This is a genomic window from Asticcacaulis sp. DW145 (assembly GCF_037101385.1).
GTDB classification, from domain to species: Bacteria; Pseudomonadota; Alphaproteobacteria; order Caulobacterales; family Caulobacteraceae; genus Asticcacaulis; species Asticcacaulis currens.
The window spans coordinates 1,549,429-1,572,518 of record NZ_AP029024.1; the positions used below are offsets into that span (position 1 = coordinate 1,549,429).

The following is a 23,090-nucleotide window of genomic DNA, read 5'->3' on the forward strand; positions in this document are numbered from 1 at the left end:
GATCACCGATCGGGAGGTTTCTTTGGAGGCATTAGCTGGCGGAGCGGGTCCGGAAACTGTGGCGACGGGCCTTGCGCAGGAAGCGGCGACGCACCGGCCCGAGGACGCGATCCTTGGCCTTTGACAGGACCAGCTTTTCCGTACGCAGCATCTGATGCCAGATGATCGACAAAAACTTGGCGCGCGGACGCAACAGGCGACGCACCGGCGTCAGCCATTTGGGGTGACGCCGCAGGCTACGGATAAACTGCCGCTTGGCCCAGTACGAATTGCGAAGAACAATCACCAGCCCGGCTATGGAAATCGGCAGGCCCATCGGCCCCGGCAAGGGCGCAATGATAATCCCCAGAACGACGATCAGAAAGCCAAGCCCGACCAGAACACCGCGCCACAGCCGGCTGGCCCCGCTGCGCACCGGGCTTTTGCGGCGCGTCTTGCCGCTGGCCTTACCGATTTTGTCCGGAACGATCATCAGGGCGCGCGACTTCGATGCCTTCCCGGAGGAAGGTTTGAAAAGTCCCGTCAATAAGCCCTTCGGCCCGCTCATCGTTCAGCTCCGCTATCCTGTAAGGGCTTTTTTAGCCGTCTTAGGATCAAATTCTGTCAGCAGCCCTTCAAGGCTACCATACCAAGGTTATGATATGGTAAGTTCAGCCTAATAATCTGGCCGTGATCGCGATATGGGAATCGTCGCTGTCTTTATAAAGAGCCTCTAAGGTCTAAATTGCGGCCCTTTCGCCTTAATCGGGTTCACTTTGCGTAATAGCCGCGATACGTGGCGTGAAAACCACCGACGTGATTTTGAAGTCACACCCACACATACTCATATGAAAAAAGCCGCCCCGGTCGGAGTAATGCAGTTCACTTAAGGGCCGATACAGTTCTCCGGTCGTATTTTCTGGGCAAAGTTTTGACGACACGCCCCCGTTTTGTTGAGAGTAACAAATCGCCGAGTCTGTTTCGCAGCCTGACGAGATGTGCTGGGATTTTTCCGGGTGCTTCGATCGCCATCCATCCCCATTCCTGACGCAGATAATGCAATGTGGCGGTAAAGCTGAGCTGAGTTGGCGGAACTTCGGCTTCGACGGCGATTTCGGCCATTTCCAATCGGACCAGATTGTAGGCCAGCAATGCCCCCCAGACCTCTTGGCAGACGGTTTCGGGGGTTCCGCTACGCAGGGTAAGTTCACTGCCAAGAAGCTCCTGCTTGAGTTCGCGATAGCTGGTTTCGATGCGCCAGCGTTCCTCGTACTGATGGACGATGTCCTTGGCCGGATAGGCCTTGGTATCCATCAGGGATGTCAGCAGGATGCGCTTTTTGCCATGTCGCGTGGTCGTCTCGATCGCCCTGGCCTCCCATGAGGCGGGTAATCCCGGTTCAGCCTGGCGGGCCTGCGGTGACACCTTCCTACGCACCCGATAGTCACCCGGGGTTTGATCCAGGCGCTCCCACACGCAGTTTGCTTTGGCCGGGATCAACCAATGGCGCTGCGTGCCTTGGGTCTGCAACCGCAGCAAAAGACTAGCACTAAAGAATCCCTTGTCGAAGACTGTCAGAGAATGGTCCGGCACCTGGTCAACAAGGGATTTAGCGTAGAGCATCTCGTTTGTATCGTAGGCGCCAAACACCGCGTCGCGCACCAGATGTGTAGCAAGGGCCGTCAACGTCAGCAGGCGTAACTGCGGATAAATGGCAACAACGCCCGACGTGTAGCTTTGAGCGCCAAAATGTGCACGGTTCTCCTCGCTGTCGGACGTCCGCAACGTGCTTCCATCCACGGCGTAACGCGTAAGTCCGCGCCAGGCTCGACCGTTTTGATGCCGCTCGTCCCAGCAGGCGGCGCATATGGCAAAGAGCTGCGCCAAAGGGGCTTGACCCAAGCGTTGCCGGGCCTGGGTCAGGGCACTCTTGGCAATATCGGGATTCACCTCGTCGGGCAAAGCAAGGCTAAGATGGGCAGCCACATCCGCAATCGACTGATGGCGATAAAGAGCGAGCGCTATCACCAGCCACACCACCTGCTCCGCAGGAAGTTTGCGGCGCCGTACACTCGCCTTGCCTGTCGCCGCTAAGGCCTGCGAGATCCACCCCACATCGACCGAGCGGGAAAGAGCCGTTAAATCAACATGATGTCCAATGCGAGCGCGCATGAAAGTAAAGCCAGAATGATGAACGAATCACCATCCTGGCTCATATATTTTACTGAATGATTCTTAAGTGAACCGCATTAGCCCCGCAGGACCGCCTTTTTGTAATGCCCACGACCAAAGATGCTGACCGCATCCAGCCGTTGAAGACACGAGAATGAAATACCAAGGGTCATTTTCAATGACCCTTGGTATTAGCTCAGCCCGGCTGCGGATTACGGCATCTTGACGCTGACCGAGACGCCGACAATGCGCGGTTCGTTCAGCACGGAGGCCATGTAGTTTTCGATCACACCCTTGAGGTTCTTCTCATTGGTGATGTTGCGGCCATACACGGCCAACTCATAGCCGTCCTTATGGTTGATATAGCCGAGCTTCAGACCGCCTTCGAAGGTGTTGTCCGAATAGAACTCCGCCGTCTTATAGAGGACGAAGTTGGTATAGCCCTGGAACACCCAGTCGGTCGAAGCGAACAACTCGCCATTGGCGCCGTAAGGGAGGCTGTAGCGCGCGCCGAAGTTGACCGTATATTCCGGTGCGTTCGGCAGCGGGTTGCCGTCGATCTGAGCGAAGGTGTTGCGGCCGACCGTGATGGTCGGGTCCTGCACGGTGCACACGACCGTATTGGTCGGATTGGCCGGCACGGTGTTCAGCGCGCAGACCTGAGCATAGACCTTCTTGTCCTTGATCTCGCTGTGCAGGAGGCTGACGCCACCCGTCAGGCTGAGATTGGTGATCGGACGCCATTCGGCTTCGGCTTCCAGACCGTAGGCATTGGCCTTGTCGGCGTTGAACAGCACGCCGTTGCCGTTGGAGTCGTTGCCGTTAAGCTGGATGTCCTTGACCTGATAGGCAAAGACCGAGGCATTAAGGCGCAGGGTGCGGTCGAACAGGCGGCTCTTGATGCCGGTTTCGACCGAGGTGGTGGTTTCCGAATCCGCCGTGGTGAAGTCGGAGTTGAACACCGCCGAACGGCCCTGAATGGTCGGACCGCGGAAACCGCGGGCGACGCGGGCGAACAGGCTGATGTCCGGATTGACCTCATAGAGGGCGCTCAGGTCCCAGCTCGGCTCCTTGCCGACCATCTTAACGTTGCGACGACCGCCATAGGTCACCGCACCGACCGCCGTGTCCGCCGTCTTCAGCAAACGGGTCGATTTGATGTCTTCGGTCTGACGCACACCGGCGGTCAGGGTCAGGGCCGGGGTGACCTTATAGGCGATCTGACCGAACACGGCCGACGACTTGTTCTCGTTCTTCAGACGCACCCAGTTGTTCGGGTTGGCACCGGTGAAATAGGCGCGTTGATAGAAGTCGGTCAGGTCCTTCGATTCGAAATAGTAGGCCCCGACCTGCCACGACAGGTTGCCACTGGTGTCGCTGGCCAGACGCAGTTCCTGTGTGTACTGGTCGAGGTTGTTCAGCTTGCCCATGCTCTGACCGTAGAAGGCCAGCGTGTCCTGACCGGCATTGCCGCCGTCCGTGTCGCCACGGCTGTAGCCATTGGCGGTTTCATAGGCGCTGATCGAGGTCAGCTTGACGCCGCCAAAGTCGTAATCGACCTTCACCGACGCGCCATTGGTGTGATAGGCCTGCGGATTGTTCTGGGCCTCGTCATAGGCGACCTTGTCCCAGTCACCCGCCGGTTCGTTGGAGCCCTTGGTCAGGGACTTACGACGGAACAGGGTCGAGGTGCCCTTATAGTTGCGGCCATGCACGGCGGCGAGGATCGAGAGGTCTTCGGTCGGCGTGTAGAGCAGTTGCAGACGGACATTGCCGTCCTCATAGCCGCCAAGAGCGTTGTTTTTCGGCGACTGGGTGGCATCGGCGCTGACGCCGCTATAGGTGTTGTCCACCCAGTTGTCGCGGCTCTGCATCAGGGCCGACAGACGGAACGACAGCTTGCCAGGGATCAGGGCACCACCGACGCCGCCATCGACGGTCAGAGTGCCATAGGTGCCGTAGGCGGCCGACAGACGGCCCTTATAGTCTTCCGACGGCTTGACCGAATCGAACTTGATGATACCCGCCGTCGTGTTGCGGCCGAACAGCGAGCCTTGCGGGCCACGCAGAACTTCGATCTGCTGCACGTCGAAGACCGGGGTGGACTTCAGCACGACGTGCTCCATCACCACCTCGTCCTGAATGATCGAGACGGGCTGAGACGCACCGAGATAGAAGTCGATATTACCAAGGCCACGGATATAGAAGCGCGGGAAGATGCGGCCCGTGGTAGTTTCGGCATAAAGCCCCGGCACGCGACCCGACAGGGCCAGCACGTCTTCACCCGAGGTTTGCAGGTTGCGCAGCGCGTCGCCGTTCAGCGCCGCCACCGAAATCGGCACGCGCTGGATGTTTTCCGAACGACGCTGGGCAGTGACGATCACCTCCTGCGGATCGGCGGCCTGAGCCGCTGGCGACGTGGACTCTTGCGCTTGCGCGGCGCAGGCCAGCGACAGGACGCCGAGCGCCGTGGACAAAAGCAGGCCGGACTTGGCGGCCATCAGCTTGGACATAGGAACAACCCCATATGAAACGTTTAAGGTTGCCCTGCCTAGGAGCGTGTCCACCCTGTAACAATCTCGGTTTTTTGATTTTTTTGCGACGCATATACGACAATGCCCGCAACCGAAAGTGCAATCGGTTGCGGGCATTGGGATTCAGGTGCGTAACTTTTTTGCCGCAACGCGAAAGAACCGCTCAGGCTACGTCGCAGACTCGGAGTTTACCCGCTCAAACGTCGTCTGGCTCGCCGCAGGGGCGGCGGCGTGCGGTCACACGCTGTCCGAGTCGGCGGATTATTCCGCCGCCTCGTCCATGTAGCTTTCCATCGGCGGGCACGAGCAGACCAGATGGCGGTCGCCATAGACATTGTCGATGCGGTTGACCGGCGACCAGTACTTGTTGGTCATCGCCCCCCTGGTCGGGAAGCAGGCTTCCTGCCGGCTGTAGGCGCGGTCCCACGTATCGGCGGCCAGATCGAAGATGGTGTGCGGCGCGTGACGCAGCGGGCTTTGCTCCGCCGTGAAGCGGCCATTGGCTACGTCGTCGATTTCGCGTTTGATGTCGATCATGGCGTCGCAGAAGCGATCCAGCTCCGTCTTGGCTTCGGACTCCGTCGGCTCGATCATCAGCGTGCCCGGCACCGGGAAGCTCATGGTAGGCGCATGAAAGCCGTGGTCGATCAGGCGCTTGGCCACATCGTCCACCGTCACCCCCGTGGCGTCCTTGATCGGGCGCAGGTCGATGATGCACTCATGCGCCACGCGGCCCTTTTCGCCACGATAGAGCACCGGATAGTGACCTTCGAGGCGCGCGGCGATGTAGTTGGCGTTGAGAATGGCCACCTCGGTCGCCTTGCGCAGGCCCTGATCGCCCATCAGAAGCATATAGGCAAACGAGATCGGCAGGATGGAAGCCGAACCATAGGGGGCTGCCGACACCGCCCCCGCCTCGCCCGTCTGCGGGTCCGACGGCAGGAAGGGTTTCAGGTGCGCCTTGACGCCGATGGGGCCCATGCCGGGGCCACCACCGCCGTGCGGGATGCAGAAGGTTTTGTGCAGGTTGAAGTGGCTGACGTCCGAGCCGTAGTGCCCCGGACGCGACAGGCCGACCTGCGCATTGAGGTTGGCCCCGTCGAGATAGACCTGACCACCCGCCGCATGGACGAGGTCGCAGATCTCCTTGATCGCCTCTTCGAAGACGCCGTGCGTGGACGGATAGGTGATCATGATGGCTGCCAGATTGGCCGCGTACTGATCGACCTTGAGCTTCAGATCGGCCATATCGACATTGCCGTCCTCGTCACAGGCGACCACCACGGTCTTCATGCCGACCATCTGGGCCGAGGCCGGGTTGGTGCCGTGCGCCGAAGCGGGGATCAGACAGATGTCACGGTGGGAATCGCCGCGCGAGAGGTGATAGCCCCGGATGGCGAGAAGGCCCGCATATTCACCCTGCGCGCCTGAATTGGGTTGCAGGGAGACGGCGTCATAGCCCGAAATGCCGCACAGATAGGCTTCGAGCGCGTCGAACATGCGCTGATAGCCCTTGGCCTGATCCTTCGGCGCAAAGGGGTGCAGGTTCGAAAACTCCGGCCACGTGATGGGGATCATCTCGGTCGTAGCATTGAGCTTCATGGTGCACGACCCCAGCGGGATCATGGTGCGGTCGAGCGCCAGATCCTTGTCCGACAGCCGACGCAGATAGCGCAGCATCTCGGTTTCCGAGCGATAGAGGTGGAAGACCGGATGGGTCAGGATGTCGTCCGAACGCCGCAGGGCCGCCGGAATGGCCACGCCCTCGCCCGTGCCGCCGTCCTTGCCAGCGGCAAAGGCTGCGATAACACGCGCCAGCACGGCGGGCGTCACGCTTTCATCCAGCGACACCCCGATATGGGCGTCATCGACGCGGCGGAAGTTGATGCCATCGGCCACCGCACGCGCGTGGATGGCGGCGGTGTCGGCACCGGTCTTCACCGTAATTGTATCGAAGGCGGCCCTGGTCACGACCTCAAAGCCCAGACCGCGCAGATGCGCCGCAAGGGCATTGGTCTTCTCATGGATGGCCGAGGCGATAGCCTTCAGCCCTTCCGGACCGTGATAGACGGCGTACATGGAAGCGATGACGGCCAGCAGCACCTGAGCGGTACAGATGTTGGAGGTCGCCTTCTCACGGCGGATATGCTGTTCACGTGTTTGCAGGGCCAGACGATAGGCCGGCTCCCCGCGGCTATCGACCGACACGCCGATGAGGCGGCCCGGCATGGAACGCTTCAGCGCGTCCTTGACGGCCATATAGGCGGCGTGCGGGCCGCCATAGCCCATCGGTACGCCGTAACGTTGCATGGAGCCGATGGCGATGTCCGCCCCCAGTTCGCCCGGCGAGGTCAGAAGCGTCAGGGCCAGCGGATCGGCGGCCATCGACACGACCGCGCCCTTCGCTCTGGCAGACGCAATCACCTGACGGAAATCGCGCACCTCACCCGACGAGCCGGGATATTGCAGCAGGATGCCGAAAACCTCGGCGTCGATGTCGGTTTCCGGATTGCCGACGACGATCTCCCACCCCAGCGGTTCGGCGCGGGTGCGGATGACGGCCAGGGTCTGCGGGTGGCAGTCGGCATCGACGAAGAAACGGTCAGCCTTGACCTTCGAGGACCGACGCGCCAGCGCCATGGCCTCAGCGGCAGCGGTCGCCTCATCGAGCAGCGAGGCATTGGCGACGTCCAGCCCGGTCAGATCGCACAACAAGGTCTGGAAGTTCAGAAGCGCCTCAAGGCGGCCCTGACTGATTTCCGGCTGATAGGGCGTATAGGCCGTATACCAGGCGGGATTTTCCAGAATATTGCGCTGAATGACGCCCGGCAGCAGCGTGCCGTAATAGCCCTGGCCGATCAGCGACACGAACGGCTTGTTTTCCGCCGCAATGCCGCGCAGATGCGCCAGCACCGCCTCTTCGTCCATTGCCTCGCCCACGCCCATGGGAGAACGTTCGCGGATGGCCACGGGGATGGTCTGGTCGATCAGGGCGTCGATATCGGACACCCCCAGCGCCGCCAGCATGGCGGAGATTTCGGCTTCGGACGGACCGATGTGACGACGGACAAAGGCGCCCTGTTCGACGGGCTGATTGGACTTGGACATGACTAATCCTTACATCCTCCCCTGCAAAGCAAGGGAGGTGGCGGGCTTGTCCCGCCAGAGGGAGCAAAAAAAGCAGGTTGCGGGGTTGTATTCGAGCCCCCCACCACCGCATCTCGCGCTTCGCGCCTCGTGCGGTCCCCCTCCCCAGCGAGCTGGGGAGGTATAATTCAGAGAGTCGCCAGATAGGCTTCGTAGGCTTCGCGATCCATCAGCGCATCAAGCTGCGACGGGTTGGTCAGCTTGATTTTCGCGAACCAGCCACCGGCTTCCGGCACGGCATTGACGGTTTCCGGCGCATTGCCCAGCTCGCCATTGCCTTCGATGACCTCGCCATCGACCGGCGCATAGACGTCAGAGGCGGCCTTGACCGACTCGACCACGGCGAAGGCGTCGCCCTTGGTCAGAGTCTTGCCCGCTTCAGGGACCTCGACGAAGACCACATCGCCCAGCGCGTCGGCGGCATAGGCCGTGATGCCGACGAAGGCCGTGCCGTCGCCCTGATCCTTGACCCACTCGTGTTCCTTGGTGAATTTCATGATGACGACCTCTTAAGCCTTGGGTTTAAAGTTCATGTTGCCCTACCGCTTCGCTGCTTGAGGGCGGCGATGATATGAGTTAGGGACGAAGGGGATGGTGACGACTTCGCAGGCATAGGGTTTGCCGCGCACCTCCAGCTTCAGTTGCGTACCGGGCGTCGATTGCGTGGCGGGCACATAGCCCATGGCAATCGAATAGCCGAGCGTCGGCGACGGCACACCGGAGGTGACGATGCCGATGGCCTCACCCGCCTCGTTGAGAATTTTAGCCCCGTCACGGGCGGGCGGGCCTTCCAGCACGCGCAGCGCCACGCGGGTGCGTTGCGGGTTTTCGCGCTCCGCACGGATACGGTCGATGCCGCGGATGTCGCCGCGTTCCAGACGCGACTTCGACATACCAAAGCTCAGGCCCGACTCGACCACGCCATAGGTTTCGTCCATTTCGTGGCCGTAGAGCGGCATCCCGGCTTCGAGGCGCAGCGAATCGCGCGCGCCCAGACCGATCGGCTTCACCTGCGGGAAGGTCAGCAGCAGGTCCCACAGTTCGGCAGCGCGGGCGGCGGGGAAGCTGATTTCAAAACCGTCTTCGCCCGTATAGCCAGAGCGCGACACAAAGGCCGTTTCGCCCAGAATTTCAAACGTGCCGCAGTCCATGAAGTACATTTCACAGGCGGCGGGGCAGACCTGCGCTATCACTTCGCGAGCGCGCGGCCCCTGCAAGGCCAGAAGCGCGCGGTCGGCCAGGATGTCAAAAGTGCTGTCGCCCTTCAGGCTGGCGGCGATAATCGCGAAGTCCTGATCCTTGCAGGCGGCATTGACCACCAGAAAGAAACCCTCCTCTTCCGGACGCGACACCATCCAGTCGTCGAGAATGCCGCCCGCTTCGTTGAGCAGCAGTGAATATTTCTGCTTGCCGGGCTTCAGCGCGGCGAAATCCGTCGGCGTCAGGGCTTCGAGGGTGCGGACGGCATCTGCGCCGGTCAGGCGGGCCTGCCCCATGTGCGACACATCAAACAGACCGGCTTCGGCGCGGGTCCATTTGTGCTCGGCCATCACGCCTTCATATTGAACGGGCATGTTGTAGCCGGCGAACGGCACCATGCGCGCACCCAGCGCGACGTGACGGTCCTCAAGCGGAGTGGATTTCAGAGCGACATCTGTCATGCGCGGCCTCAGGGTTAGCAAACGTGCGGAATCGCAGAGCTTTTCACTAAAAAAGTCTGCCCCCGCTGTCCCTGTGACCTGAGAGATTTAGACCCGGTGGAGGGGCCGTTGCTCCGTCGGCGGATGTTCTAAAACATCACTTTCCAGCGTGTAGAATGACTTACGGTCCTTTGGCCTGAGCGTTTCCGGGGCGGTTGCGCCTTCGGCGGCATGACGAGTCATGCACTCTCCCGTGTGTCATCCCGCTTGTGCGTGAGGCGGGCCAAAGAGTCAATAGCCCCCTCTCGCACCCGTCTCTCGCTCCATGTCTCTCGCCGCCCTTCGCTCACAGTCGGGAGTTGCAACCTGTCCCCGTCCCCGGTGGCTATGCCTACACTCAGCGCATCAGCCAAGGAACCAAGCCATGACCACCACCCCTCAAGCCGAACCCGCCGCAGCCACGCTCAGCGTCGAAGTCCGCGACCTCTTTCACGGCAGTGCGCAGGGTAAGGTCGCTATCGACACCCTTGCCTTTCTGGTGATTTTCCTGAGCGCCCTGATGTTCGGGGCTTTCGTACTGGCGCGGTTCTACCGGCGTCAGAGCCCCTAACCGTTATTGACCACGACCTTGAGGTGGCCCTTTTCGCGCAGTTCCGGTGGATCATAGGCTTCCGGACGTTCGATGGTCGATTGCGGCCCCAGCAAGCGCGTGCGGTATCGGGTCATCTGCGGCAGCAGCGAGGCCTCAAGGTGCTCACGCCCGATTTCGACCACGCGATCGGCAAAACGCAGAATGTGCTTGTTGGGGTAGCGGCCGGGCGGACAGACAAGCACCAGTTCCTTCTTCGGAAACCGCTCCTTGAGATAACGCGCCGTCGCCGCATGATCGCCGTCAGCGGAAACCAGATAGCAGACATCGAACAGATTATCTTCGGCGTCCGAAGCAATCGACAAGGCCAGATTGACGTCGCCCTGCTTTTCGATGGCCAGATGCCACTGATGACCGCAGGCGTTGCAGCCGTCGATGGCCGACACAAAATGCCCCATGCGGCACAACACGCCGGAGGCCTGAAGCGCACGCATATAGTCTTCGTGGCGCTTCATTTTCGACTTGTTCTGCGGACGGAAGGCCGAGCACCACACGACGCGTTTGACGACTTCGTTTTCCGGCGTAATGGCCCAGGCCAGCGCCTTGAGATCCAGCCATTTCAGATAGGGACGCTTATAGGCATCAACCGCGTGATAGAGGTTGAAGCCATCATAATAGACAGCCGCGCGTTTGCGGAAGAAGGGCAGCCTGAAACCGCCTCCCCTGCCCCGTCCCGTTCCCGGTGCCGTGCCATTGCTTTTGGCTTTATCTGGCTGCGACATAGACCCCGAAACGACGCATGCGTTAACCCTCTGCTAACACTAAAGCGCATGTTTCGGCGTTTGTCAGTATCTTTCGGGTGACAGTTTTATTTTCACCCAACCGACGAATTATTGCGGCTTGACCTTGGCGAAGCGGAAGCGCTTGCCCTGACGGTTGAAGTCCACCATTTGCGGCGTCACGTCAAAGCCAACCAGTACCTCGAAGTTCGAACCGGCCACGGTCGAAGAGGCGCGCGGAATGACGATGTTTTCAACGCGCGTGGCCACGTCCACGGTCTGCTGACCGTTGAAACGCACCGGCAGGTCAAAATATTCCTTGGCCAGCACCGCCTTGTCGCGGTCCGTCACCGCCACCCAGTAGCGGTAGGTGTTGGTGTCGTCGGGTGCCTTCGGCCCCTTGCCCAGAGAAAAACCGATGACCATGGAGATCTCGATCGGTTGATCGCCCTTATAGGCGCAGTCAGACGCCACACCGTTGATCTGACCGGTCCAGGTTGCGTCGGCAGAGGCTTCCTTGTTGTCGGCGAATTCATGATAGCGCGCCGCTTCGTAGAGCACCTTCACATAGGGGCACGGGCCATCGGCGCGGCGCTTGGCCAGACGCAGGTCCTTCTGCTCCCATTCCGCGTCCTTCTTGGCGCGCTTGCTGGCATCGTCCTCGCTCTGATCACGGTCCTTGTCGCGGTTCCGGCTTTGCGCCGCGGCGAGGTCAGGCAGAATCGCCGCCGAAGCGACACCGGCCAGTGACAGACCAATCAGAAGCGCACGCAGTTTGGAAGACATTCAGGTCTCTTGAGCTTGAAAAGGCGAAAGGGCGCGGCGAAGCGCCCCCACTTAGTAGCGTCTCGTCTGCGATTTTCAAAGAGCTAAAGAGGGATGTGGGCGACTTCATGGCGAAGCGGTGTTGTGCATGATGCACAATCCATATGGCGCGCGACGGCGAAAACGCTTATCTAACACCCATGCCTGATGCTCCTCCCCCCAAACTGGCCCTCAAGCTGGCGACACCGCGCGGTTTCTGCGCGGGGGTCGATCGCGCCATCCAGATCGTCGAACGCGCCCTCGACCTTTATGGTGCGCCCGTCTATGTGCGCCATGAAATCGTCCATAACAAACACGTGGTCGATCGCCTGAAAGGGTTAGGCGCGGTCTTCGTCAAGGAGCTGGATCAGTGCCCGCCGGATCGCCCGGTGGTGTTTTCGGCGCATGGCGTGCCGAAATCGGTCCCGGCCGAGGCGCAATCGCGTCAGATGTTCTTCCTCGATGCCACCTGCCCGCTGGTGTCCAAGGTGCATGTGGAGGCCGAGCGCCATCACGAGGCCGGGCGTGAAATCCTGCTAATCGGCCACGCCGGGCACCCCGAAGTCATCGGCACCATGGGCCAATTGCCCGAAGGTGTGGTCAAGCTGATCGAGACCGTCGATGACGCCCGCAACTTTCAGCCCGCTGATCCCCAAAACCTCGCCTTCGTTACCCAGACCACCCTGTCGGTCGATGACACCGCCGATATCGTGGCCGAGCTGAAGGCGCGCTTCCCCGACATCTCCCTGCCGCACAAGGAAGACATCTGCTACGCCACCACCAACCGTCAGGAGGCGGTGAAGCGCGTCGCCGAAGACTGCGACCTCTTCCTCGTTATAGGGTCCAAAAAATCCTCCAATTCGCAGCGCCTCGTCGAGGTGGCCCTGCGCGCGGGGGCCAGATCGGCGCATCTGATCGACGATGCGTCCGAGGTGGACTGGGGCTGGTTTGCCGACGCCAGGACGGTTGGCGTTTCCGCCGGGGCCTCGGCGCCGGAAAACCTGATTGAGGCACTGATCAGCACCATCCATGAGCGCTTTGACGTGTCGATGAGCGAAGATAACGGCGTGCGTGAAACGGTGACTTTCAAGCTGCCGCGCGTGCTGACCGAAGCGTCCGCCTGAGATGAAGAAGGTGACCATCTATACCGACGGGGCCTGTAAGGGTAATCCCGGCAAGGGCGGCTGGGGCGCGATCCTCACCTTCGGCCCGCATGAGAAGGAACTCTACGGCTACGAAGCCGAGACGACCAATAACCGCATGGAGCTGATGGCCGTCATCATGGCGCTGGAGGCGCTGAAAGAGCCGTGCGAAATCGACTTGCACGCCGATAGCCAGTACGTCCTCAAAGGCATCAAGGAATGGATTCACGGCTGGAAGGCGCGCGGCTGGAAGACTGCCGACAAGAAGCCGGTGAAGAATGACGACCTGTGGATGCGCCTGGATGCGGCCCGTCAGCGGCACAGGATTCACTGGCACTGGGTAAAAGGCCACGCCGGACACGAGATGAACGAACGCGCCGACGGGCTAGCCAACAGGGCGATTACGGAAGCGACGGCGGCGTTTTAAAAAGATTGTGGGGCCCGGCGCTCCCGCCGCGAAGCGGTCGCGCGAAATCGAGGCCCCCTGTCTTTTTCCCTAATCGAAGTCGAAAATATCCAGCATATCGAAGCCCTTTTTCTTCTTGCGATGGCCGTACTTGTCGTACTCGATCTTGCGGCCATACTTATCGTATTCGACGGGCCGCCCGTACTTGTCCATCTCAGGCGGACGCTGCTGATGATAGGGCTGTTGCGGATAGGGTTGCGGCGGTTGCTGATAGTGAGGTTGCTGTGGCGGCACATAGGGTGCCGGTTGCGGCGCGGGCTGCGCCACAGGGCCCCCGGCGGCGAGCGACAACAGCTTTTCCAGTTCACCGCGATCCAGCCAGACGCCGCGACACTGGGTGCAGACGTCGATCAGTATGCCCTCCTTCAAAACCTCACGGAAATCCCCCCGGCAGACGGGACAATGAAGGGCAGACATGATTTCTCTCCTGTGAAGATAAGGCTACGGAACAGACATTGGACCGTCAGCGCCGGGCTTCAAGAGCCGCCGTCGAACGCAATCGGTTCCACGGCGCTTAATTCCCGAATTTATAGTTCAGCGCCAGTTTCACCGCCCGATTATAGAAGAACTGCTCCGCTTCGGTCCGGTAACGTGCCGTCACCGTTCGGGTTTCATTTGACTGACGCCCCAGCAGATTGGTGCCCGTCGCCACAAGGGTCAGCTTCTTGTTCAGCGGATGCGACCAACTGATCTCGGTGCTCCAGTTGACACCCGAACGCGACTGTAAGCCCCGATTTTGCATCACGGTCGCCGAAAACTGATACTGGTCGCCGCTCAGGCCCGCGCGCTTGGGGCCGTCATATTGCACCATCGGCTTGAGCATCCAGAAGGTCGCCTCACGCGACCCGCCCGCCTCGATGGAGTCTGAGCGGTCGCGGGTAAAGCTGGCGCTGCCGCTCTGGCTCCAGCGGCCCTTGCCCGGCAGACGTTTGACCGGAAAGCGCCAGTTGACGTCAAACCCAGCATACTGGGTCTGGCCGCGATTGACCGGGCGTGACAGGATGACGCCACCGTCAATCAGGGTGTTGACGTTTTCGATGGCGTTACTGGCTTCACGCATGAACACGCTCGCGCCCCACGACGAGTCCTTGTGCTCCCAATCGTAGCTGGCCTCGAGCGAATTGACGAGGACGAGCGCCAGATCGGGATTGCCGCTCTGCGCCCAGGTCAATGACCCGCGCAGAATTTGCGGGTCATATTGGCCCAGATTGATCGGATCGAGGCGGCGGCTATAGCTGAAGCGTATCTTGCCGTCTTCGCCCCAGGCGCGGCTGAGGTGCAGGGAGGGGAACCATTCCGTCTCCCCGCCTCGTCGCCCGGCAATATCGCGGCGGCGATCTTCGACACGCAGACCCGGCATGGCCGTCCACTTGCCCGACAGGGGCCATTGCAGGGTCACATAGGCCGCGGCCGTGGTTTGGCGACCGGCAAAGCGGCTGTCGTAGTCGATCAGGCCGGGCATATCGCTGTCGAGTGATCGCGCCATATGCAGCCTCTGTCTCTGCCAGTCGAAACCGGCACTGAGCAGTTTGTTACCCCCCAGCGGCTTCTCGTAATCGGCCTTGATCTCCTGCCCATGGTCGCGCTGAATATCGCTGACGCGATTGGTGCCCGTACTCGCGCCCATATATTCATAGAGCGTGGAATCGCGCGTGTGGTTGAGTTCGTCGCTGACCTCGACCGTCAGCCTTTCCCCTTTATCGTCGGCGAAGGTGTAGTTCAGTTCGTAAGCCCACAGGCGCATGAACCACGGCTCATAGGAACGTTCACTCGTCTTCCCTTCGGCGCTGTCGTCATAGGCCGTCAGATTATTGCCGGTCCAACTGGCCTCACTTTGCCTGACCTTCAGCTTCAGCGCACTGCGCGGCCCCAGCTTGTAGCCCCCGCGCAAACCGACATTGCGCCATTGGTTGTCGCCGATACTGATGCCTTCTTCGCGCAGACGGCCTGTCACCTGCCCCTGCGCATTGATATAGTCACGTGTGGAAAACGAGCGATTTTTCGTCGGGCCGCCATTGGCAGACAGGTTCAGCCCCCACGACCACGGCCCCTTGCCGTCGTCATAGCTGAGAGTGGCCCCATAGCGATCACGCGAGTGCGCCCAGAGCGAGGCAGACCCTCTGCGCACGACCTTCCCGCGCGGCTTTTTGGTAATGATATTGATAATGCCCTTGCTGGTGGCCGCCGCATACTGGGCCGAAGGGTTGGTGATGACCTCAATGCGCTCGATCTCCGACGCCGGCAGCATACGCAGCACCTGCTTGCCCTCTGCCGGTGGCTTGCCATCGACCCAGATGGTGACGCCGGAATCGCCGCGCAGATAGACCTTGTCATCGGGGGTGACCGTGACGGAGGGGACTTTGGACAGCACATCGCTCAATTGTCCGGTGGTCGCCTGCGGGTCGGTCTTGATGTCATAGACGCGACGGTCGATGCGCGTGCCTGAGGATTTGCTGGCCGTGACCGTAATTTCTTCAATCGGTTCGCCGGGTTTGGCCGGCGTTGCGGAGGCGGTCTGAGTCGTGGGCGCAGCGCTTGGCGTCGCCGTTTGCGCCAGTGCTCCGGTGGCCAGCGCCAGTCCTGCCAGCAGCCCGGCCGCCGAGGCCCCATAAACCAAGCGTCTCTTCATCGAGCCCCCCAAACTGTCGGTATCCCCTTAACCCACTGACACACGCAATCAAGGCGAGATTCCGACAAACCCAACCTTAGAGACACACGAGCGCGTGATCAGAGGGGGGTAAGGCCTTTGGCAAATCTCCGGGCGTTCCACACATAATGATCCGCCGACAGTCTAAGCCGCGCGATCTGCTCTTCGGTCAGTTCGCGCGCCACCCGTGCCGGAGCCCCGATCAGCAGCACGCCATCCGGAAAGACCTTGCCTTCCGGCACCAGCGCCCCGGCCCCGACGATGGAGTTCCGGCCAATCACCGCGCGATTGAGCACCACCGCATTGATGCCAATCAGGCTGTTGTCGCCGACCGTGCAACCGTGCAGCATGGCCTTGTGCCCAACGGTGACCCCTTCGCCGATCGTCAGGGGCGATCCGGGGTCGGAATGCAGCACCGAGCCGTCCTGAATACTGCTGCGCGCCCCGATCGTCATGGGCTCATTATCGGCGCGCAGGACGGCGTTGAACCACACGCTGGCACCGCCCCCCAGGCGCACATCGCCGATCACTTGGGCCGAAGGCGCGATCCAGACATCGTCCCCCTGTTGCGGGGCCACCCCGTCCAAAGCGAAAACCGTCATGCCAATCCTTTCCTCCCGATTGTTTCCTTATGCTTATGCGCGCCGGATAGGCGACGTGGCAAGCGCCTGTGTGTCCCGGCGGACCCAGTTCGACATTTCGCGGCTGCACAAGAGTTTTCCACAGGCGTTTTAAGAACTGGGTAAGGATTGTGCCGGAATCTGGTAGTGTTCTTGAGGGGGAATCATCTGAGCCCCCCAACAGGACCCGGCGACATCCGGCCCGTTACCTTTTATGAGGTTTTCAGTGGCTCACAGGTATGTGTTTGCACCCGAAATCGTTCCCCCGCCCCCGGCGGTGCGGTCCGAAGGATGCGACTCACCCGGACGCGCCCGCCTTTCCTCCCCTGACGCATACGCGAAGACGAACCCTTATCCGGTTTCGTCTTTTTTTGTGCCTCAAATCCCGCTCTTGCTGACGCGCACTGACCGGACGCCTGCACTGCGTTCCGGCTGGCGCTCTTTTTTAAGGAGGCTGTCATGACCAAGCGTTCCACCAAGCGTTTTCTGCGCGAAGGTACTCTCGATGCCGAGGAATATGCCCGCGACACCAAGGTGCGCCGCATTTCCGTGCATCACGGGAGCTGGTCACCGGTCGCTCCGGCGAATGAAGAGCGGGATCAGAGCTACGTCAAAACGATCAAGGCCAAATCCGACGGACAGGCGCAACTGCTGACCGCCATCGACGAGAAAAACCTCGTTCTGGCGCTGGGGCCGGCGGGGACGGGCAAGACCTACCTCGCCATCGCCAAGGCCGTGGAGGCGCTGGAAGCCGGGAAGGTCGGACGCATCGTCCTGTCGCGCCCGGCGGTCGAGGCCGGGGAGTCGATCGGCTTTTTGCCCGGCGATATGGAGGACAAGCTGGCCCCTTATCTGCGCCCGCTGTATGACGCCCTCACCGACCGCCTCAGCATGAAGCGCGTCAAGGCGCTGATGCAGGAAGGCCTGATCGAGATTGCACCGGTCGGCTATATGCGCGGCCGCACGCTGAACAACGCCTTCGTGGTCATCGACGAAGCGCAGAACTGCACCTATACGCAGCTCAAAATGCTGCTGACGCGGCTCGGCTGGAATTCGACCATGATCGTCACCGGGGACCCGAACCAGTCGGACCTGCTGCCCGGTCTGTCGGGTCTGGCCGATGTGGCGGCGAAGTTCGAAACGCTCGACACCGTGGCCGTGGTGCAGTTGAAGGACAAGGATATTGTCCGTCACCCGCTGGTGGCCCAGATGCTCGGCGTTCTTTAGACGCAGGCAATTTTGAAGGGAAAGGGCGGGGTTTTCCCTGCCCTTTTTCTTTTAACCACGGAAAAAACTACAGCACCAGCGGGCGATAGGCCGTCGGGGTCACGCTGAAATCAGCGCGCAGGGCCTGACGGCGCGGCGTATCGGAAAAGCCGATATGCACCCATGTCCCTTCATAGATCAACTGATCGAAGACGATATCGCTGGCCATGATCTTGCGGCAGATATCGAGCGGCGTACCGAAGCGCTGCGATACAAAATCCACCGCACGCCCGATCATGTGGGCACTGGTCTTTGAGCCACCGACCTTGGCATTGAGCGCCGGGCCGCGATAGCCGCTGCGCACCGTGACCGGCTGCCCCAGAAGCGCGCGCACCTTGTCCATGCGCTGCGCCGTGTCCTTGAGATTGGCCAGATGCTCAGGCGTCGGCGTATTGTCGATCCCGTTGCGCTCGGCGATATCGGACTGGGTCAGTTCTTCCAGCGTAAAATACTGGCTGAGCGGCGTATAGCCGGGATAGCTGGGCGGCAGGACCGGCTCCGGCCATACCTGTTTGGCGCGTTCGTACAGCGCCTTGCGGTGATCGAGACCGTTGGTGCCACCATTGATGATGCGCGTAATGCCGACAAGGTCGTCGGTATCGGCAAGCGCATTGAGGTTCTTGGCCCGCCAGAAAGCCCCGGAAGCGCGCGCCGCCGTTTCCGCCTCTTCCAGCTTTTGCGGCTGCTCGGCCAGCGGCAGACCCGTCAGTTCGCCGTAGCGCGTATAATTGGCCCTACCGGTGATCATGACAAAACCGCGTCCGATATAGCGGAAGCCGTCGCCGGGCTCGACATTGCCCAGTTCCGGACGGTTACCATAGATGGCTTCGGCAATCGCGGCCTTACCCTCATTGACCAGTCGCTGGGCGTTTTCCAGCGAGCCCACGCGCTTGGGGAAGGTTTTATAGAGGCCCTGCGCGCTGTAGTTCAGGTTTTCGACCAGCGCCCGGAAGTTATCGCACTCATGCGCCAGTTGCGCCATGAAGTGCGCCAGTCGCCGCGGCGTGTCGATGCCGTATTCGACCCGCGCCGCCTCCAGTGCCGGAGCATAGACGGCGATGCGCGCCGCATTGGCCTGCGGCGACAGGGCCTTGAGGGTCTCCGCCGTAATCATCAGTAGTCCCTCGGCCGCAGCGACGGATCGGGCAAGGCGTCGTCCGCCTCCACCGCCTGAGCCGGAACCGCTGTCAGGGCCGGGGCGGTCGCGGTGGTGGTGGTGGCCGATGAGGTCGGCAGGGTGATCACCCGCATCGTCGTCTCATCCGCGAAAGGCTGAAGCGGCGTGAAGGTCGATGCCGGCGGTGGCGCGCCCCCTTTGAAGGTCGAGCGCACCGTCATCAGCTTGCTCAGCACGTCGAACCAGAAGGGCGCCCCCAACGTCACGGCAAACGCCGTCATCACCCAGCCCGAAACGAGGGCGATCATCGGCAGCACGTTAAACAGCGCATTGTCGCCCAGAGTAGGCGTCCCGTTATAGGCGTTGGTGAAGATTTCGACCGTGCGCCCGACGGCCAGTTGCGTATTGTGCCACCACTGATCCGGGCGGTCCGCGCGGAAATCGGGCGCAGGCGTCGTCGGCTCCTTGCTGGGCGGGCATTTGCGGTTGTCGTGCAGGGGCGTGTCATTGCCGCAGAAGCGGAACAGGTGCTGCATACTGTCCATGGTGGTAGCGTTCCACCCCAGAGGCAGACCCAGGCGGCTCAGGGGGTTATCCAGACTGGCCGTCGCCTCCACGCCCTTGGCGGCCGTGTCGGTATAATATTGCTGGGCCGAGGCCTCGACCGCCTTGCGCAGGCTGGGCGAGCGGTAGAGCGTATCGGCAATCACCACCGTGTTGACGTTCATCACCACGCAGGCAATGAGACTGAACCAGAACAGGATCGTCTGGGTCTCATGGCGATACCAGCCGGACACGCGGTCCATGGTGGCGTTGAACCACTGCTCCAGAAAGGTGCGCGCCTTGTTCATATCCCCGTCGGCCGTATTGACCGCCAGTTGCACCACCTTGGCCAGACGCGGATTGTTGAGATTATTGGTGGCGTTCAGAACGGCCTGCGGGTCGATGCGCCCGGACTGGGTCTGACCGCCCTTTTCGCTGATCATATCCAGCACGACGAAGGCGAAATGCTCCGCCGGAATGTAGGACGGCAGCTTGCGCCCTTCGAAGAAGCGGCGGCGGGTCGGCGGCTTATAGTTGCCGCGATAGAGGGTCATGATCAGGGGATGGCTATAAAAGCCTTCAAGGAATTCGAAACCGTGCAGCTTGTCGCCGGATTTACGGTCGAAGCGCAGCTTGTGTTCCTTGGGCAGGTTGCACAGAAGTTCGATCAGGCCCCGTTCCAGATTGCGCGCCCGGCTTTTGAAAAAGCCTTCGACCGCTTCACGCGCCGTCGTCGCCAGCACGCTCATCAGCAGGTAGATGAAGACCAGTCCTGCGGCAACATCAATGGACTCCGGCAGCAGCATGTCCCCCACCCTGAACCGTTCACGAAAAATTTTTATAAGAAATCAAACAGCCGGCAAACACCGTTAACCATAATTAACGAAAGCGCAATCGCCAAATCATGACACTTTGCGCAGGGCGAAAAGTGGCGCATTCAGGTCACAGGTAGGGGAAAACCACAGGCGGGGGCAAAGGCGCAACGACCCCAGACGCTCAGCCTCTTCGGTCGCGGGTATTATCGCGGTATCATTCTGGCCGTTCCAGGGCGCTGAGCGCCGCACGGCCTTCGGGCGTGACGGTCAGGCCCTCGGCAACGGTCTTGGCCGTGGCCACGGCCCCGCGCGGTGACATCATGGCCGCCGCCTTCATCGAGGCATGGGTAATGCCCGCCAGACGCGCCACCGCCATCTGACGATAGCTGTCAAAGCCCTGCACCATGCACGCACCCGCAGCCTGCTTGGCAGCGGCCGCCAGTTGGCCCAGATATTCGCTCAGGGCGTCGTCGTCGCGCTTTACGCCGTCGTACTCGATGCAAACCCCCGACAGACCGCACTTGGCCAGAGCGGCGATAATCTTGCGGTCGGAAGAGACGTGACCGACGACGGTCATGCAGAAGGGCTTGATCAGCGAGACGATTTCCAGAACGCGGTGCGGCGGCACACCGTCCAGACCGCGCACCTCAAACAGCACCTTGAGGCCCATATCGCTGGCGGCCTTGGCCACTTCGTGCGTGATCTTCTGGCGCGCGCGCTGGGAAGCAAAGGTCGAAAAGGCCGCGGGCACGACCATCAGCATCTTGCGCTGATCGGCCTCGCGCATCCGTAATATCTTCAGCCCCTGCTCGATATTGGTGATATCGACCAGTTCGCGCAGACCCCAGTCCATATTGGCCAGCGCCTTGCGATCCAGAAGCGTGTTGTCCGACGCCTCAACGACCATAGGCTCCAGCCGGTGGCCGATCATCACCATCTTCTTCATCTCGAACAGAGGCTCGTTCGAAGAGGCGATGCGCAGCGTCCGGTTGGCCAGCGTCACAGTGGCCGCCACCATGACCGGACGTTGAATATTGGTCATTTGCGGGCCCTGACCGGGGGTGCGGACGGCTTCGCCCGTCGTTGCGCCGGTGATCGGCTTCACGCGCTCAGGCCCCGCTTCCGGACGGTCGAACCAGGTCTTGAGGTCGATGGGATTGAGGAGGAAGCGATCGACGTCCTCTACCTGCACCTCATAGAGCGGAACGGGCAGTTCGGAGACATCCCCGACAAAGAAATTGCCCAGATCGCGCCACATCTCGGTTACCGACAAAGCGCCCCGGCGCGACCCTTCGGTCGGGATAATAGCCAGCCAGGCATCGTCATTGATACGCAGGCACCAGTTGGGCTCCTGAAAGCGTCGCTCGAAACCGGTCTTTAGATGTTCATAGACCAGTTCGCTCTTGACGTCCCACTTGGACCCCAGCCGCACAATCAGGGCATCCAGCTTGAGCAAGAAGGCGTGGCCCTGTGCGCTGACACGGGTTTCGCGCAGGCGCTCGATGATCATCACCGCGTCCTCGCGTTGCAGCAGCAGCCGTTCGGGCTCCGCTGCGCCGTCTTGCCCTGTCGAAAGGATGTCTTGAGACATGCCGGACACACCAGACCTATACTTACAACACCGTCCCGATCAGCCTACGGATGCAGCGTTGAAACAACATTAACATGCGTGTCAAAATTATGGGCCATCGCGGTGATACCGCCGGCGATGTCACGTGATTCAGAAGTTAAGCAAGTCTTCACCCTAAAGGTTAAAACCTTGTACACTCTGACCGAATCGCCCGGAGGTTTGCCATTTCCGCCGCCGCACCGGCTCCTGACGCCCTGACCCGTGCCGCTCCCGAAGCGCGCGCGCCTGCGGACGTGCCCGAAGCCAGCGGCCTGCACCCTGTCACACAGGTGCGCATCCTGCTGCATCTGATGCAGTTGAACGCGGCGGCCCGGCGACAGGCGGCACTGCCCGACGAAAACCCGCCGGGTTTCGTCGCGCGACTGTCCGAACTGATTGCCAGCCTGCCCCCCGACAGGGCGCAGCCTGTGCTCGATGATCTGGCGGAGGCCGACTGGGCCGATCCGGATCTGATCGCCGCCCTGTGCCAGTTACCACAAAGTGGTGCATCGGTTTTGCTGCGCTCCCCTGTGCTCAGGGACGAGGCGCTTCTGAAATTGATCGCGACCAGCGGCGAGCGCGCCCGTCTGATCGCGTTGCGACCGACCCTCAGCCCGTCCGTGATCGACGCCCTGATTGCGACCGCCGATACCGCCACGGCCACCGCCCTGCTCAACAACCGGCACCTCCGCCTCCATGACGCCGCGTTCGAGGCTCTGGCGGCGCACGCCCGAACCGATATCGCCCTGCGCGCCCCGCTGACGCGCCACCCCCTACTGACGCGGGCTGCCGCCGCCCGGCTGCTGGATGTGGTGGGGCCGGGCCTGCGCGACACACTTCTGACCCGCTTCGACGGCCTGCACGCCCGCCATTTTCAGGCCCCACCGCCCAGCGATGCGGCGCAAACCCTGCATCGTCTGCAACGCGGCGACTTCCTCGCCTTCCGGCAAGGTCTGTCGCGACTGACCGGACTGGATCGCGCGCTCGTGGATCGCGCCCTCAGCCAGGACTCGGCGGTGCCGCTGGTACTGTTGCTGAGCGCCGCCGCCATCGACCGGGCGGCCTTTGCTGACGTGCTGACGCAGGTTCAGGCGCTAAATGACGGACATCCGCGCATCAATGATCGTCACCTGGCCTTTGTCCGCGGCCTGTTCGATCTCAGTGCCCGCGAAGCGCGGCAAAGGCTTATGGCCATCTATTCCCATTGAACGAAATCCGTTC

Annotated in this window: 19 protein-coding genes and 1 riboswitch; of the genes, 5 read left to right on the plus strand and 14 right to left on the minus strand. The window is 61.3% G+C overall.

The window, feature by feature from the left end; all coding sequences use genetic code 11:
- Nucleotides 1-31: 31 nt before the first annotated feature.
- The 6 genes from AACH73_RS07140 to gcvT all read right to left on the minus strand — a co-directional run bounded on the left by AACH73_RS07140 (nt 32) and on the right by gcvT (nt 9,493).
- Nucleotides 32-547, minus strand: coding sequence for a PGPGW domain-containing protein (locus AACH73_RS07140; protein ID WP_338734445.1), 516 nt, complete (start codon nt 545-547; stop codon nt 32-34).
- 314 nt (nt 548-861) lie between these two features.
- On the minus strand, nt 862-2,151 hold the full coding sequence (locus AACH73_RS07145; protein ID WP_338734446.1) for an IS4 family transposase: 1,290 nt from the start codon (nt 2,149-2,151) through the stop codon (nt 862-864).
- A gap of 212 nt (nt 2,152-2,363) precedes the next feature.
- Nucleotides 2,364-4,664, minus strand: a complete 2,301-nt coding sequence (locus tag AACH73_RS07150; RefSeq protein ID WP_272741206.1) for a TonB-dependent receptor — start codon at nt 4,662-4,664, stop codon at nt 2,364-2,366.
- A 282-nt stretch (nt 4,665-4,946) separates the two neighbouring features.
- Nucleotides 4,947-7,793, minus strand: coding sequence for an aminomethyl-transferring glycine dehydrogenase (gene gcvP / locus AACH73_RS07155; RefSeq protein ID WP_338734447.1), 2,847 nt, complete (start codon nt 7,791-7,793; stop codon nt 4,947-4,949).
- Between the two features lie 167 nt (nt 7,794-7,960).
- Entirely contained in the window at nt 7,961-8,329 is a 369-nt protein-coding gene (gene gcvH / locus AACH73_RS07160) for a glycine cleavage system protein GcvH (RefSeq protein WP_126420758.1), read from the minus strand.
- A gap of 42 nt (nt 8,330-8,371) precedes the next feature.
- Entirely contained in the window at nt 8,372-9,493 is a 1,122-nt protein-coding gene (gcvT, locus tag AACH73_RS07165; RefSeq protein WP_338734449.1) for a glycine cleavage system aminomethyltransferase GcvT, read from the minus strand.
- A 153-nt stretch (nt 9,494-9,646) separates the two neighbouring features.
- Nucleotides 9,647-9,736: riboswitch (glycine riboswitch) on the minus strand.
- Between the two features lie 160 nt (nt 9,737-9,896).
- Between gcvT and AACH73_RS07170 the strand changes: the two genes are divergently transcribed.
- Complete coding sequence (locus AACH73_RS07170) at nt 9,897-10,082, plus strand: hypothetical protein (RefSeq protein WP_272741209.1); 186 nt, start codon at nt 9,897-9,899, stop codon at nt 10,080-10,082.
- Here AACH73_RS07170 and AACH73_RS07175 read toward each other — a convergent pair.
- A complete protein-coding gene (locus AACH73_RS07175; protein ID WP_272741210.1) occupies nt 10,079-10,843 on the minus strand; it encodes an NYN domain-containing protein in 765 nt (254 codons plus the stop codon). The two genes, AACH73_RS07170 and AACH73_RS07175, sit on opposite strands and share 4 nt — an antisense overlap.
- 108 nt (nt 10,844-10,951) lie before the next feature.
- A complete protein-coding gene (locus tag AACH73_RS07180) occupies nt 10,952-11,626 on the minus strand; it encodes a Tat pathway signal sequence domain protein (RefSeq protein WP_272741211.1) in 675 nt (224 codons plus the stop codon).
- A gap of 179 nt (nt 11,627-11,805) precedes the next feature.
- Here AACH73_RS07180 and ispH point away from each other — a divergent pair, with 179 nt between their 5' ends.
- Together ispH and rnhA are read left to right on the plus strand one after the other, a co-directional pair.
- A complete protein-coding gene (gene ispH, locus AACH73_RS07185) occupies nt 11,806-12,768 on the plus strand; it encodes a 4-hydroxy-3-methylbut-2-enyl diphosphate reductase (protein WP_272741212.1) in 963 nt (320 codons plus the stop codon).
- 1 nt (nt 12,769) lies between these two features.
- Entirely contained in the window at nt 12,770-13,213 is a 444-nt protein-coding gene (rnhA, locus tag AACH73_RS07190) for a ribonuclease HI (RefSeq protein ID WP_272741213.1), read from the plus strand.
- 69 nt (nt 13,214-13,282) lie between these two features.
- On the opposite strand, the gene AACH73_RS07195 is transcribed toward rnhA, so the two are convergent.
- From AACH73_RS07195 to AACH73_RS07205, 3 genes are all read right to left on the minus strand, one after another.
- Complete coding sequence (locus AACH73_RS07195) at nt 13,283-13,669, minus strand: zf-TFIIB domain-containing protein (RefSeq protein WP_272741214.1); 387 nt, start codon at nt 13,667-13,669, stop codon at nt 13,283-13,285.
- A gap of 97 nt (nt 13,670-13,766) precedes the next feature.
- Nucleotides 13,767-15,881 (minus strand): TonB-dependent receptor, encoded by a 2,115-nt coding sequence (locus tag AACH73_RS07200; RefSeq protein WP_272741215.1) that lies wholly within the window; start codon nt 15,879-15,881, stop codon nt 13,767-13,769.
- A gap of 98 nt (nt 15,882-15,979) precedes the next feature.
- Nucleotides 15,980-16,501 (minus strand): gamma carbonic anhydrase family protein, encoded by a 522-nt coding sequence (locus AACH73_RS07205; RefSeq protein WP_272741216.1) that lies wholly within the window; start codon nt 16,499-16,501, stop codon nt 15,980-15,982.
- 477 nt (nt 16,502-16,978) lie between these two features.
- Here AACH73_RS07205 and AACH73_RS07210 point away from each other — a divergent pair, with 477 nt between their 5' ends.
- Nucleotides 16,979-17,746, plus strand: coding sequence for a PhoH family protein (locus AACH73_RS07210; RefSeq protein ID WP_272741217.1), 768 nt, complete (start codon nt 16,979-16,981; stop codon nt 17,744-17,746).
- 67 nt (nt 17,747-17,813) lie between these two features.
- On the opposite strand, the gene AACH73_RS07215 is transcribed toward AACH73_RS07210, so the two are convergent.
- The 3 genes from AACH73_RS07215 to AACH73_RS07225 form a co-directional block, all read right to left on the minus strand.
- On the minus strand, nt 17,814-18,899 hold the full coding sequence (locus AACH73_RS07215; RefSeq protein WP_338734450.1) for a D-Ala-D-Ala carboxypeptidase family metallohydrolase: 1,086 nt from the start codon (nt 18,897-18,899) through the stop codon (nt 17,814-17,816).
- Complete coding sequence (locus tag AACH73_RS07220; RefSeq protein WP_338734451.1) at nt 18,899-20,251, minus strand: hypothetical protein; 1,353 nt, start codon at nt 20,249-20,251, stop codon at nt 18,899-18,901. The genes AACH73_RS07215 and AACH73_RS07220 overlap by 1 nt, the downstream gene beginning before the upstream one ends.
- A gap of 223 nt (nt 20,252-20,474) precedes the next feature.
- On the minus strand, nt 20,475-21,851 hold the full coding sequence (locus AACH73_RS07225) for a hypothetical protein (protein WP_272741220.1): 1,377 nt from the start codon (nt 21,849-21,851) through the stop codon (nt 20,475-20,477).
- Between the two features lie 272 nt (nt 21,852-22,123).
- Here AACH73_RS07225 and AACH73_RS07230 point away from each other — a divergent pair, with 272 nt between their 5' ends.
- Nucleotides 22,124-23,077 carry a DUF2336 domain-containing protein gene (locus AACH73_RS07230; RefSeq protein WP_338734452.1) on the plus strand — a complete coding sequence of 318 codons (954 nt, stop codon included), beginning with the start codon at nt 22,124-22,126 and terminating at the stop codon, nt 23,075-23,077.
- The last annotated feature ends 13 nt before the right edge of the window (nt 23,078-23,090 follow it).